At 33.2% G+C, this 13,890-nt stretch carries 15 protein-coding genes; 13 read left to right on the top strand and 2 right to left on the bottom strand.

Annotation, left to right across the window (positions count from 1 at the left end):
- Window positions 1–172: 172 nt before the first annotated feature.
- The 7 genes from ABID96_RS12255 (at window position 173) to ABID96_RS12225 (ending at window position 5,840) form a co-directional block, all read left to right on the top strand.
- On the top strand, window positions 173–1,318 hold the full coding sequence (locus tag ABID96_RS12255) for a D-alanyl-D-alanine carboxypeptidase family protein (RefSeq protein ID WP_192602288.1): 1,146 nt from the start codon (window positions 173–175) through the stop codon (window positions 1,316–1,318).
- Window positions 1,311–1,904, top strand: a complete 594-nt coding sequence (locus ABID96_RS12250; protein WP_192602287.1) for a nucleoside recognition domain-containing protein — start codon at window positions 1,311–1,313, stop codon at window positions 1,902–1,904. The genes ABID96_RS12255 and ABID96_RS12250 overlap by 8 nt, the downstream gene beginning before the upstream one ends.
- Window positions 1,905–2,435 carry a spore maturation protein gene (locus ABID96_RS12245; protein WP_087999357.1) on the top strand — a complete coding sequence of 177 codons (531 nt, stop codon included), beginning with the start codon at window positions 1,905–1,907 and terminating at the stop codon, window positions 2,433–2,435. It begins immediately after the preceding gene.
- A gap of 184 nt (window positions 2,436–2,619) precedes the next feature.
- A complete protein-coding gene (locus tag ABID96_RS12240; protein ID WP_192602286.1) occupies window positions 2,620–3,543 on the top strand; it encodes a PLP-dependent cysteine synthase family protein in 924 nt (307 codons plus the stop codon).
- Between the two features lies 1 nt (window position 3,544).
- A complete protein-coding gene (locus ABID96_RS12235; protein ID WP_192602285.1) occupies window positions 3,545–4,699 on the top strand; it encodes a bifunctional cystathionine gamma-lyase/homocysteine desulfhydrase in 1,155 nt (384 codons plus the stop codon).
- Entirely contained in the window at window positions 4,700–5,341 is a 642-nt protein-coding gene (locus ABID96_RS12230) for a class I SAM-dependent methyltransferase (RefSeq protein WP_192602284.1), read from the top strand.
- Between the two features lie 25 nt (window positions 5,342–5,366).
- Window positions 5,367–5,840, top strand: a complete 474-nt coding sequence (locus ABID96_RS12225; RefSeq protein ID WP_192602283.1) for an S-ribosylhomocysteine lyase — start codon at window positions 5,367–5,369, stop codon at window positions 5,838–5,840.
- Window positions 5,841–5,966: 126 nt separating this feature from the next.
- Here ABID96_RS12225 and ABID96_RS12220 read toward each other — a convergent pair whose 3' ends face one another.
- Both ABID96_RS12220 and ABID96_RS12215 read right to left on the bottom strand, forming a co-directional pair.
- Window positions 5,967–6,239, bottom strand: a complete 273-nt coding sequence (locus ABID96_RS12220; protein ID WP_235821399.1) for a hypothetical protein — start codon at window positions 6,237–6,239, stop codon at window positions 5,967–5,969.
- Between the two features lie 66 nt (window positions 6,240–6,305).
- Window positions 6,306–6,584: a hypothetical protein gene (locus ABID96_RS12215; RefSeq protein ID WP_192602282.1), complete on the bottom strand. Its 279-nt coding sequence runs from the start codon at window positions 6,582–6,584 to the stop codon at window positions 6,306–6,308.
- A gap of 319 nt (window positions 6,585–6,903) precedes the next feature.
- On the opposite strand from ABID96_RS12215, the gene rluB reads away from it, so the two are divergent.
- The 6 genes from rluB (at window position 6,904) to ABID96_RS12185 (ending at window position 13,866) form a co-directional block, all read left to right on the top strand.
- Entirely contained in the window at window positions 6,904–7,632 is a 729-nt protein-coding gene (rluB, locus tag ABID96_RS12210; protein WP_087999364.1) for a 23S rRNA pseudouridine(2605) synthase RluB, read from the top strand.
- A 152-nt stretch (window positions 7,633–7,784) separates the two neighbouring features.
- Window positions 7,785–8,312, top strand: coding sequence for a thiol-disulfide oxidoreductase ResA (gene resA, locus ABID96_RS12205; RefSeq protein WP_192602281.1), 528 nt, complete (start codon window positions 7,785–7,787; stop codon window positions 8,310–8,312).
- 28 nt (window positions 8,313–8,340) lie between these two features.
- Window positions 8,341–9,963 (top strand): cytochrome c biogenesis protein ResB, encoded by a 1,623-nt coding sequence (resB, locus tag ABID96_RS12200; RefSeq protein ID WP_192602280.1) that lies wholly within the window; start codon window positions 8,341–8,343, stop codon window positions 9,961–9,963.
- 12 nt (window positions 9,964–9,975) lie between these two features.
- The gene (gene ccsB / locus ABID96_RS12195) at window positions 9,976–11,142 is read left to right on the top strand and encodes a c-type cytochrome biogenesis protein CcsB (protein WP_192602279.1); all 1,167 of its coding nucleotides are present in this window, start codon (window positions 9,976–9,978) and stop codon (window positions 11,140–11,142) included.
- A 220-nt stretch (window positions 11,143–11,362) separates the two neighbouring features.
- Window positions 11,363–12,082, top strand: a complete 720-nt coding sequence (locus ABID96_RS12190; protein WP_192602278.1) for a response regulator transcription factor — start codon at window positions 11,363–11,365, stop codon at window positions 12,080–12,082.
- Window positions 12,082–13,866 (top strand): ATP-binding protein, encoded by a 1,785-nt coding sequence (locus ABID96_RS12185; RefSeq protein WP_192602277.1) that lies wholly within the window; start codon window positions 12,082–12,084, stop codon window positions 13,864–13,866. Before ABID96_RS12190 ends, ABID96_RS12185 begins: the two co-directional genes overlap by 1 nt.
- Window positions 13,867–13,890: the final 24 nt, after the last annotated feature.

The following is a 13,890-nucleotide window of genomic DNA, read 5'->3' as shown; positions in this document are numbered from 1 at the left end:
TGGATTGTATATCAAAAATCTTCTGTTAACATAACTAATAAAAAGATATTGCCGAATACATTTCCCTTCCAAGGAAAAGTATTCGGCATTTTTTCTTTAAAAAAAAGTCATTTTTTTATCTTTCAATTCGTAAACTTGTACTAATTAGGACTAACTGTGGAGTGATGCGAAAATGAAAAAATGGCTAATATTAGGAATCATTAGCTTATTTCTGATTGGAATCATAATTCCAATGAATAATGTAAAAGCATTTGGAGGAGTTAGTGCTAGAAATGCAGTACTAATGGATCAAAAAACAGGAAGAATTTTATATGGAAAAGCAATGCATGACCCGGAACGAATTGCGAGTATTACAAAAATTATGACAGCAATCTTAGCTGTAGAGTCAGGAAAACTTCAAAATACAGTTACGATTAGTTCTAGAGCAGTTCAAACTGAAGGTTCTTCTATTTATTTAAAACCAGGGCAAAAAATTAAACTGGAAGATTTAGTCTATGGATTAATGCTTAGGTCAGGTAACGATGCTGCTAATGCTATTGCCGAATCAGTCGGCGGCAGTATTGAAGGTTTTATTTATATGATGAACGAAAAAGCGAAAGAAATTGGGATGAGCAATACTTTTTTTAGTAATCCATCCGGTCTAGATGAAAATGGGAAGGAACATTATTCTTCAGCTTATGATATGGCACTTCTAACAAGATACGCAATGGAGAATCCAATGTATGCAAAAATAGCTGGAACAAAATTACATAGAGCAAAAAATACAGCTGAGTCTTGGGATTATGTATGGAAAAATAAAAATAAATTACTGACATTTATGTACAAGTATAGTACAGGTGGAAAAACGGGCTTCACTAAAAAAGCTAGAAGAACGCTCGTATCGACTGCATCGAAAAATGGAATGGATTTAATTGTTGTCACTTTAAATGATGGTCAAGATTGGCAAGACCATATTGCACTATTTGAATACGGATTTGATCATTACCCTTTAACAAAAGTAATGAGTAAGGGCGGAATTAGAGAAGTTAAGGACAAGATTTATAAAGGTCATGTTTATTTAAAAAATGATTTCTTTTATCCACTAGAAGAAAAAGAGAAAGAACATGTTACTGTGACGATTGAATTGGAAAAACCGACTGATAAACGATTTGAGAATGATGAAATTGTCGGTAAAGCAATCATTGAATTAGAAGGTGAACAATTAGGAACTAGGAATATTTTTTATAGTAAAAGTAAAGTTAAAGTCTTTACAAAAGAGGTTTTTGAGCAAAGTAAAGAAGTGTTACTAAACTTAATGGGAGAGCACTCAAATGGTTAATATCATTTGGGTTGCTCTTACGATTATTGGTTTTGTATTTGCGATGATAAATGGGACAATCGAGGAAGTTAATAAAGCGGTGTTTGATGGAGGGAAACAAGCAATCACCATTTGTATTGGGTTAGTCAGTGTGCTTGTATTTTGGTTAGGATTAATGAGAATCGCAGAAGAATCAGGATTATTAAAAATTTTATCAAAGATATTTCAGCCATTTCTTACGTTTTTGTTTCCGAGAATTCCAAAAGACCACCCTGCCCTTGGTTATATTATGTCAAATATGGTTGCGAATTTATTTGGTCTAGGTAACGCTGCTACTCCACTAGGTATTAAAGCAATGGAGCAATTAAAGGTATTAAATAAAAATAGCCAAGAAGTAAGTGATGATATGATTACGTTTCTTACGCTTAATACATGTGCAATAACTTTAATCCCAACTACCGTAATCGGAATAAGAATGTCTTATCATTCAGCTAATCCGACTGAAATTGTCGGGGTTACGATTCTTGCCCAAGTCGTTTCATTTATTGGTGGATTATTGATAAATAGCTTTTTTGCAAGAAGAAGGAATCGAAAGGGGAGAAGATAAATGGGGGTTATGAATACAATCTCGCTATATATCATTCCCTTTATCATTGCAGTCATCTTAATTCATGGAACATGGAAAAAGGTTCCTACATACGAATCATTTGTAGAAGGTGGAAAAGAAGGCGTTACAATTGCAGTTCAATTAATTCCGTTTTTAGTAGGAATGTTAGTTTCAATATCAATATTTAGAGCTTCTGGTGCCTTAGAATTTTGTGTTGAACTTCTCCGCCCTTTACTAGCCTCTCTTGGTATACCAGCAGAAGTATTTCCTCTGGCGATTATTCGCCCAATATCTGGATCGGCAGGTTTAAGTATTACAGCTGATCTAATTAAAACGTATGGACCAGATTCTTTTATCGGACGACTTGCGTCAACTATGCAAGGTAGTACTGATACAACTTTATATGTTTTAACGGTATATTTTGGTGCTGTAGGGATTCGAAAAATGGGAGATGCCTTAAAGGTTGGCTTACTTGCGGACGCACTTAGCATTATCTTTTCTATTGTATTTGTAACGATATTCTTTACTTAATGTAAAGTACTTTTATTCCTTATAGAAAGGTATAAAAGTACTTTTTTATTGCGTGATAAAAATAAATATCTTATAATACCAATAAGAATAGTTGGTATTAAGACAACGTTCAATTTTACCCATGTTGCATATAATGGATTGGAAGAAACTAACCTTTTTTTGTGGCATAAAGGAGCTTGAAATTATGAAAGTTGTAAAGTCAGTACACGAACTGATTGGATCAACACCATTACTTGAAATTACATCTTTTCCTTTACCAAAAGGCACTAGACTATTTGCAAAACTAGAATATTGTAATCCTGGTGGAAGTGTAAAAGACAGACTTGGGATGGAATTACTAGAAAGTGCATTTAAAGAGGGAAAGCTAAAAAAAGAAGGCACAGTAATTGAACCGACCGCAGGTAATACTGGTATTGGTTTAGCACTAGCAGCTCTAAAGTATGAAGTGAATGCTATTTTCGTTGTACCAGAGAAGTTTAGCGTGGAAAAACAAACTTTAATGAGAGCGCTTGGTGCAAAAATTGTAAACACTCCAACGTCAGAAGGTATGACTGGTGCAATTAAAAAAGCAAATGAGTTATCAAAAGAAATACCAAATTCATTTGTACCTTCTCAATTTAGTAACGAAGCAAATCCTAGAACTTACTATAAAACGTTAGCGCCGGAACTTGTTGAACAATTGGAAGGCAAAATAGATGTATTCGTCGCTGGAGCTGGCAGTGGTGGAACATTTACTGGAACAGCCCAGTATTTAAAAGAAAATTGTAAGAATGTAAAAACTGTAATCGTTGAGCCAGAAGGTTCTATATTAAATGGAGGCGAGCCCGGTTCACACGATACAGAAGGTATTGGAATGGAATTTATTCCAGGTTTTGTAGATACTAATTTATTTGATGAAATCTATACCGTACTTGATCAAGATGCTTTTCATTTAGTAAAAGAAATTGCAAGAAAAGAAGGTTTACTAGTAGGAAGCTCTTCTGGGGCAGCACTTTATGCAAGTTTAAAAGAAGCTGAAAAAGCTGAACCAGGAAGTACAATTGTAACAATTTTTCCAGATAGCAGTGAAAGATACCTAAGTAAAAACATATATAGCGGAGGATATTAATATGAAGAAAAAGACAGCGTTAATTCATGGAGGAATAAGTAGAGATGAAGCTACGGGTGCAGTTAGTGTTCCAATTTATCAAACGAGTACGTATAAGCAAGATGCTGTTGGCAAGCATAGAGGCTTTGAATATTCCAGAACAGGCAATCCAACACGTCATGCGCTTGAAGAATTAATGAAAGATATTGAGCACGGTGTAGCTGGTTTTGCATTTGCTTCAGGTATGGCGGCAATTCATACGGTATTTAGTTTGTTTAAAACGGGAGATCATATTGTCGTTGGTGATGATGTATATGGTGGTACGTATCGCTTATTAACAAAAGTATTATCAAACTTAGGCATTTCTGCAACATTTGTGGATACAAGTAACTTAGCACTAGTTGAAGAAGTTATTTCACCAAACACGAAAGCAATCTTTATTGAATCACCAAGTAATCCATTGTTGAAAATTACAGATATCAAAGGTGTATCAAAAATTGCAAAAGAATATAATGTATTAACGGTTGTAGATAACACATTTGCAACACCATACTGGCAACAGCCATTAACACTTGGAGCTGATATTGTCGTTCATAGTGGAACGAAATATTTAGGTGGCCATAGTGATGTTGTAGCAGGAATTGTTGTGACAAATAACGTAGAACTTGCTGAAGAAATTGGATTTTATCAAAATTCAATCGGCGGCGTGCTTGGTCCAAATGACAGCTGGTTATTGCAACGTGGAATTAAAACATTAGGAATTAGAATGGAAGAGCATGAAAGAAACACTCATGAAATTGCTAAATTACTAAATGCACATCCAAATGTAAATAAAGTATTTTATCCAGGTTTAGATACGCATCCAAATCACGAGTTAGCGAAACAACAAAGTAGTGGTTTTGGTGGAATGCTATCATTTGAACTACAAGAAGGTTTAGATCCTGAAGTATTTGTAGGGAAATTAAAATGGTTTACATTAGCGGAAAGCTTAGGAGCAGTTGAAAGTCTGGTAGGGATTCCTTCAAAAATGACGCATGCTTCTATTCCAAGAGAAAAACGATTAGCATCAGGTATCTCCGATGAATTAATTCGTTTATCAATTGGACTTGAAGATTTAGAGGATTTAAAAGAAGACTTAGAACAGGCGTTAATATTTGAAACATCAAGGGTGAGATAAATGGGAAGAGAATTTTTAGATGTATTCACAGGTTGGGCTGAAAGTTATGATTCATTCGTTCAAGGTCAGGATGCAGAGTATAAAGAAGTATTCCGACGTTATGATGAAATTTTAGATGAAATTGTAAAACGAAGTGGGGAAAATGTACTTGAATTTGGAATTGGTACTGGTAATTTAACAAAGCTTTTAATCGATTCAAATAAACAAGTATTTCCGATTGAACCATCACCAGAAATGAGACTAATCGCCTCTAAAAAATTAGGTGAAAATGTTGTCATTCATGATGGAGATTTAATTGAATTTCCAAAACCAACTCAACAAATTGATACAATTGTTAGTTCTTATGTTTTTCATCATTTAACGGATGATGAAAAATATGAAGCTATTAAACTATATCATTCATTGTTACCAGTAAACGGAAAAATTATTTTTGCAGATACGATGTTTCAAACAGAGGAAGCTTTTCAAAATGAAATTACAAAGGCAGACCAAGCTAATTTCATCGATTTAAGAGATGACTTGAAAAGAGAATATTATCCATTAATACCAGTTATTCGTTCTCATTTCGAAAAAAATGGATTTTCAGTCAGTTTCCAACAGTTTAATGATTTTGTTTGGATTGTAGAAGCAACAAAACTATAGAGAGATTTTTTAGGAGGAAATAAATATGCCATCAGTAGAAAGTTTTGAATTAGATCATACAAAAGTAGTTGCACCGTATATTAGACATTGTGGAACACACCAAGTTGGTACAGATGGAGTTGTAACGAAATATGATATCCGTTTTTGCCAACCAAACAAACAAGCGTTACAGCCTGCTACAATTCATACATTAGAGCATTTATTAGCTTTAAATGTTAGAGAAGCAGTGCCAGCAGGTGAACCATTCAAAATCATCGATTTATCACCAATGGGTTGCCAAACAGGCTTCTATTTAATTATTGCGGGAGAACCGTCGATTTCAGACGTAATCGCATTATTAAGTAAAACAGCTGAATTAGGAATTCAAGTTGAAGAAGTACCAGCTGCAAATGAACTACAATGTGGTCAAGCGAAACTTCATGATCTTGAAGGTGCTAAAAAGTGGTTGAAATATTGGAGCGAACAAACAGACGAAAAACTAGCAAGTGTCTTTGCTTAATGTAAATATGTAAATAAAAAAACATAAAACGTCATCAATAATTTACCTCACTTTCTAAATGTTAGACATAACTAACATTTAGAAAGTGAGGTAATAGATGGCGTTTTTTTATTTAAGAAAAACTTTTTAATTGATGACAAGCAGTAATTTTTCTTTAGGTACTGTAAATTTGATTTCACCAATATTTTCTTCAATATCTTCAATCGTAGGTATTTCATCAAAACTTTGGATAGAAATTGCATCATCTAAACATAATAGGATATAGGGATAATTTGTTTCTGTAGAGTCATAGATTAACTTGTATGCTTTCGAAGGTTTATGAGAAGTAAAAAATACATCGCCTAGTTTAAACGACCCAACTGAATTATATTTTATTGATGGATTAAAAGAATAATTCATAATGTATTCTCCTTTTTATATTAATAGATATAGTATTGACACCTTATTGTTTGAATAAACTATTGATTAATAATTTGCTTGAATTGTAATGGAGAGTTTATTTTTTTGGGTTACCATAGTAATTTCGCCAATCCAGTCTTCTATATCACCTAAGGTAGGCATAATATCGTAATTTTGAACTAATCTAGCATCTGACAATGAAACAAGTACATAAGGATATTCCTCTTCATTCTCCTCATATACAAGCATATAAACCGTTTCATGCTTCTTAGTGATTAGAACACTTCCAGGGGAAATGACCTTTGCACGATCAAATGCTGAAGGGTGTTTTAATGTTAAGTTCATTTTAAATACCTCATTTCTGCAAATCTAGTAAATTATATGTAACCTTTCCTAAAATATTCGTAAAGTGATAGAGTTGAAAACTGAGATTTGGATTCTTTTCTGAAATAAGACATTTAGGTGGTGCAAAACGAAACATATTTGTTGATTGCCTAATTTATAAAATAAATTGTTGATTTATCAAAGCCCTAAGAACGTTGATTTTTTCTTCGTTTAAAGTTTATGAATGAATCCCTTTAGAGCTGGGACAAGCTTTTTACACTTTTCAACTTGTATTCAGTCGTATAAATCTGTATGATGGTTGAAGAGGTGAATTGAGCGAATGGAAAGATTGCAAAAGGTTATTGCTAGAGCCGGGATTGCTTCTCGACGTAAAGCAGAAGAATTAATTAAAGAAGGAAAAGTTAAAGTAAATGGTCAAATTGTTACTGAACTTGGTGTAAAGGTTACTAGTAACGATAAAGTTGAAGTGGATGAAGTTCCAATCGATAAAGAAGAACCAGTATACTTTATTTTATATAAACCATCTGGCGTCATTTCTAGTGTGTCTGATGATAAAGGTAGAAAAGTCGTAACGGATTTCTTTCCAATGATTCCGCAACGAATTTTTCCAATAGGCAGATTGGATTACGATACATCAGGAATTATTCTTTTAACGAATGATGGTGAATTCTCGAATTTACTACAACATCCTAAGTATGAAATTGATAAAGAATATATTGCGAAAGTAAAAGGAATCCCAACAAAAGAGCAGTTGCGTAAATTAGAACGTGGAATAGTACTAGAAGATGGAAAAACAGCTCCAGCTCAAGTAAAAATGATATCACTTGATAAGAAGAAAAACACTGCAATCATTAGATTGGTCATTCATGAAGGTAGGAACCGTCAAGTAAAAAGAATGCTTGAGGCGATCGGAACTCCTGTTATGAAGTTAAAACGTGAGCGTTATGCGTTCTTAGATTTATCTGGATTAACTGCTGGTGATGCAAGAGAGTTATCACCACATGAGGTAAAACAATTAAGAGCGATGGCTTCAGCAAAGCCACGTTAACAAAAAGACTCGGCCAATGCCGAGTTTTTTCTTGCGTGAAAACAATACTGTTGAATAGATGTTAGAATATTTAGTCTTTTGTTTCCTACCTTCATATTTCTATTCAAGAATAGGAAATAATGATATTCTTACATATGGGAGGAACTGCTTATATGAAAAAAAATAGAACGTTAATTCGTACACTAATCCTTTTAATTATGGTTGCTGCAATCGGTTATACTTTTTACATAAATTTCTTTAAGGAAGATGAAGTGGTAAGCAAAGGGAGTACTGCACCTAACTTTGCATTAACTGAACTGAATTCTGAAGAAAAATTTACACTTTCTGAGCAGAAAGGAAAAGGTGTCATCGTTAACTTTTGGGGTACTTGGTGTGAGCCTTGTAAACGTGAAATGCCTTTTATGAATGAGTTATATCAAAAGTATAAAGATCAAGGTATTGAATTATTTGCGTTAAATGCAGATGAGTCAGAGTTTTCCGTGAAAAAATTTGTAAGCGATTATAAACTTACATTCCCGATTGCGATTGATAAAGATCAAGAGATTTTAAACATTTATGGTGTGAATCCATTACCGACTACATTTTTTGTAAGTCCTGATGGAAAAGTAAAAAGAATTGTAACTGGTCAAATGACATCAACTTCTTTTGAAAATTATATTAAAGAAATATTACCAAAATGATGCTGTAAAATGAGTTAGGGGAAAAGATATGGAGACTTTTAAATGTGAATGTGGACATTTGAATCATGTTGGAACAGTAATCTGTGAATCTTGTGGGAAGCCGCAGGATGAAACCGCTACTGACCTACTTGATATGAAATATGAGGGTACAGCACGACGCTCGATTGTAAACAATCAAACTTTTATTGATAAAGTTTGGACGTTTTTTTCTTCCGTAAAAGTTGCTGTAGTCATTATTGTCATTACATTGATAGCTGCTGCACTTGGAACAATTTTTCCTCAGAGAGATTTACTTCCACCAACTGCAGATCCAACAACTTATTACCAAGATGAGTATGGTACATTCGGTAAAATCTATGACTTTATTGGACTAGATAATACATTCAACTCTTGGTGGTTCATGTTACTAGTAGCTTCAATTGGAATATCACTAGTAATTTGTAGTTTAGATCGTATTGTTCCACTTTATAAAGCTTTGAATAAGCAAACGGTTACTAGACATCCCGGCTTTTTAAAGAGACAAAGAATGTTTGGAACATCGAAAGTGGAAAACATCACTGAGGAAATTGAAAAAGCAAAGAAAAATCTATTAAAGAAGCGTTATAAAATTCGTGAAGAAAACGGCAATATACTTGCTGAAAAAGGTAGATTTTCTCGGTGGGGTCCTTATGTTAACCATATTGGATTAATCATTTTCTTAATTGGCGTAATGTTAAGATATGTGCCTGGAATGTATTTAGATAAAGCACTATGGGTTCAAGAAGGCGAATTAAAGCCAATCGTTGGGACGAATCAAAATTATTATATTAAGCTAAATGACTTCCATATGGAAACTTATAATAAGAATACTGAAGGAAAAGTTTACGAAGAAGCAATTGAACGTTTTGGAAATGATAAAATTCCAAAAAATTATCAAGCTGACGTAACATTATATAAACGTCAAGGGAATTTAATTCCTGGTGAAGAGCCAAAACTAACAAAAGTAAAAGATTATAATATACGAGTAAATGAACCTTTAAAATTCCAAAATTTTGCTTTATATCAAGTGGACTATAAAATTGGAGAGTTTAGTGCATTTTTATTTACACTTGAAGATAAAAAAACTGGTAAGAAATTAGGTCCATTAAAAGTAGACTTACAAAATCCAAAAGAAGTTTATGATTTAAAGAATGGATACAAAGTAGAGCTAAGAAACTATTTTCCTGACTTTTATTTCAATTCAGATGGTGTTCCTGATACAAAAACAAGAAAACCAAATAATCCGGCATTTGTATTTAAAATGACGACACCAGAGACGCCAAAAGGTGAAGTAGCATTCGTTGCAATTAAACAAAACATTGAGCCAGATGGTGTAAATAAATATAAAATGACGTTTGCTGGTATTGAAACGAAAGATTCGACTGGTTTAACAGTTCGCAAAGATTTAACACTTTGGTTACTAGGCATTGGAGGAATAATCTTTATGATTGGTGTAATCCAAGGTATGTACTGGTATCATCGAAGAGTTTGGATCCAAAATCAAGATGGGGAAATTTGGATTGCAGCATTTACAAATAAAAACTATTATGGTTTAAAACAAGAGTTGAAAAAAGTGTTGGGAGACACTAAGATTGAATTGCCAATCGATCAACAATCTGAAAAAAGTGTTTAATAGGGGGAAAATATGTACGAGCTAAGTAGTAATTTCTTATTTATTTCGTTTATATGTTACATCGTAGCTACTTTCTTTTTTGGTGGCTCGTTGAAAGTAAACGATCATGGACCTAATAGATGGGCTACGATAGGAATATCAATCACTATTTTAGGGTTTTTATTACAAATCACTTATTTTATTACAAGATGGATTGCAGCGGGTCATGCACCTGTAAGTAATCTATTTGAGTTTATTACATTCTTTGGAATGATGTTAATTTTAGCATTCATTCTGATCCATTTCATTTACCGCTTAAATATTATTGGATTATTTGCATTACCAATTGCAATTATTATTATTGCTTATGCAACTGTGTTCCCACATGAGATTAAACCGTTAGTTCCTTCATTAAAAAGTTACTGGTTACATATTCACGTAACAACTGCTGCTTTAGGTGAAGCGATTTTAGCTATTAGTTTTATAACTGGTTTAATTTATTTGATAAAAAATATTAATCAGTCAAAGTCTACGAAGAAAACTTTTTGGCTTGAAGCTGTCTTATACTTCTTAGTAACTGTTGTAGCATTCATTCTAATTTCAACTGCATTTAATGCATCAGGTTACGAAGCGAAATACAATTGGATTAATAAAGACGGTGTAAAAGAGGAAATGATTTATAATTTACCATCGCTTGTTGGTCCACATAAAGGTGAATTAACAACTGAAGGTAAATTTGAAGCATTAGCCGAAATGCCTGCTTTAATCAATGCGAAAAAATTAAATACAGTTATTTGGTCAATTTTTGCAGGGATTGCGCTTTATCTAGTGATGAGATTAATCATTAGAAAGCGAATTGGCGCATTTTTACAACCTTTCGTTCAAAAGGTTGATAGTGATTTATTAGATGAAATTGGATATCGTGCGGTAGCAATTGGTTTCCCTGTCTTTACTTTAGGTGGATTAATCTTTGCGATGATTTGGGCTCAAATTGCTTGGACAAGATTTTGGAGCTGGGATCCAAAAGAGGACTGGGCATTAATTACATGGTTATTCTACGCAGTATTCTTGCACCTACGTTTTAAACGTAACTGGCAAGGGGAAAAATCAGCTTGGTTGGCTGTAATTGGTTTTGCAATCATCATGTTCAACCTAATTGCTGTTAACTTAATCATTGCTGGACTACATTCATACGCTTAAATGATAAGCGGATGACATTCGAATAAGTACGACTGAAATTGAATGTATTATAATTAAAGACAGACTAAAGTATGCTAGTTTACTTTATTCTGTCTTTTTTGCTTTAATTATGAACTTGATGGAAATAATAAGTTCATAGAATTATGTAAAAATGTTCACAAATTGGACTAGAATATACAATTTTTATTATGTAAAATTATGTAAAGGGGGTTTAATTAAAATGGACCAAAACATAAAAATATTAATTGTAGATGATGAAGATCGAATTAGACGTTTATTAAAAATGTACTTAGAGCGTGATGGATACATGATTGATGAAGCAGACAATGGTGAGGATGCGTTAGAATTAGCGTTAAAAAATGATTACTCACTTATACTGTTAGATTTAATGATGCCTAAAATAGATGGAATTGAAGTCTGTAGAGAGTTAAGAAAAGTTAAAACGACACCGGTTATTATGCTTACTGCAAAAGGTGAAGAAACAAATCGTGTTCAAGGATTTGAAGTAGGTACAGATGATTATATTATTAAACCATTTAGCCCGCGTGAAGTAGTACTTAGGGTAAAAGCTTTATTAAGACGTTCATCAAATATGCCAGTTTTCACCTCGGACAATTCTTCTGCAAAAGATGTAGTGGTTTTCACGCATTTAACGATTGATAATGATGCTCATAAAGTAATCGTTGAAGGTGAAGAAGTTAGCTTAACACCTAAAGAATATGAACTGTTATTATTTTTAGCAAAATCACCAGATAAAGTGTTTGACCGTGAGACATTGTTAAAATCAGTATGGCAATATGATTTCTTTGGAGACCTACGTACTGTTGATACACACGTAAAACGATTACGTGAAAAACTTAGTAAATGCTCTGAAGATGCGGCTAAAATGATCGTAACTGTTTGGGGTGTAGGCTATAAATTTGAGGTAGGTCAGGAGTAATGATTTTAAGAAGTTTAGTTGGTAAGCTCTGGCTTACAATTATATTACTAGTTTCGCTTGTATTGTCATTTTTAACATTTGTACTCATAGGATTCTTTGAGAAATTTTATATTGATCTTCAAGTACAAAATATGAAAGATGATGCAACGAAAATAGCTGGGTTAATCGAGAAAGGCCAATCAATTTCAGATGTTGAGTACTTATCTAATAATATTGTAAATCGTTATTCGAGAGTGATCATTTCTATTGAAGATGAAGAACCTTGGTACTCAAATAATAAATACGGCATTCAAGAATTACCCTTTGAAGAAATTCAAAAAGATCATGTTTTAAATAGAACGATTGAATACAAAGAAGATGTTAGTAAGCGCCTCGTATACGGTAAGAATAGCGAAAGAGAAAAGCTAGTAGTTGGTATAGCAATAAAGGATCAAAACCATCATGGTGCTGTCTATATGTATCAATCATTGCAGCCAGTTAAAGGGATGATTCATCAAACAACAAATTTTGTTTTACTTGCTGCTTCAATCGGGATTGTTTTAACGACTTTCTTCTCATTTTTCCTTTCATCTAAAATTACTGCGCCTCTTAGAAAAATGAAAGAAGTGGTCGGTGATATGACTTCCGGAAATTTTGATGCAAAAGTTCCGATTCACTCAAATGATGAGATTGGTGAACTTGCTTATTCTTTTAATAAAATGAGTAAGAAGTTAAACTTTAATATGAATGCGTTAAAACAAGAAAAAGAGAAAGTATCAAATATCATTACGAGTATGGTAGACGGAGTTATATCGATCAACAATGAAGGTAGAATTGTCACGACTAATCCACCGGCTGAACGATTTTTAAAAATGTTAAATGATGATGAACTTGAGAAGGATTCAGAACTAGTTTTGACAAAAGACTTATTAGATTTATATAAACTAGTAGTGGAAAGCGAAAAGAAGCAATTTATTGAATTGAATTTAGACCAAGGAAATTGGCAAATTGTGATGTCACCATTATACAATCAAACAAATATCCGCGGTGTTGTTGCAGTTATTCGAGATGTAACAGAACAAAGACGATTAGAAAAAATGAGAAAAGATTTTATTGCAAATGTATCTCACGAGTTAAGGACACCAATCTCATTATTACAAGGCTACAGTGAAGCAATTGTTGATGGCGTTGCAGAGTCTAAAGAAGAGATGCAGGAGCTGTCACAAATTATATACGATGAATCATTAAGGATGAGTAGATTAGTAAATGATTTATTAGACCTTGCGCGGATGGAAAATGGTTTTACCGAATTAAATCGTGAACCAGTACCAGTCATTCCCTTTGTAGATCGTATTATTCGAAAATTTAAAGCGCTAGCAAGAGAGAAGAACGTTTCACTTTTTGGTGAATTAGATGATATTAAACAAGTTACTGTTTTGATCGATGAAGATCGAATGGAACAAGTCTTTACAAATTTAATAGTAAATGCCATTACACATTCCAATGAAAATGGTAGAATCATCGTTTCTGTTTCGCAAAATAGTGAAGAGACTATTTTTGAATTCATTGATTCAGGTGCTGGTATTTCTACCGAAGATTTACCATTTGTGTTTGAAAGGTTTTATAAAGCCGATAAAGCACGAACTAGAGGTAAGAGTGGAACAGGCCTTGGTTTATCGATTGTTAAGAATATCGTTAACGCTCATGGCGGTTCTATTCAAGTATTCAGCGAAATAGGGCAAGGTACGACATTTAAAGTGAAAATACCACATTTTATACGAATAAATGAAAAAGTTGTAGAGTAATCTTGTTTCATATAAAACAATTAA

Source organism: Gottfriedia sp. OAE603 (assembly GCF_040543965.1).
In the GTDB taxonomy this organism is placed as follows: domain Bacteria; phylum Bacillota; class Bacilli; order Bacillales; family Bacillaceae_G; genus Gottfriedia; species Gottfriedia solisilvae.
Note: the sequence above shows the minus strand (reverse complement) of the source record. Positions and strands in the feature narration are given on the sequence as shown.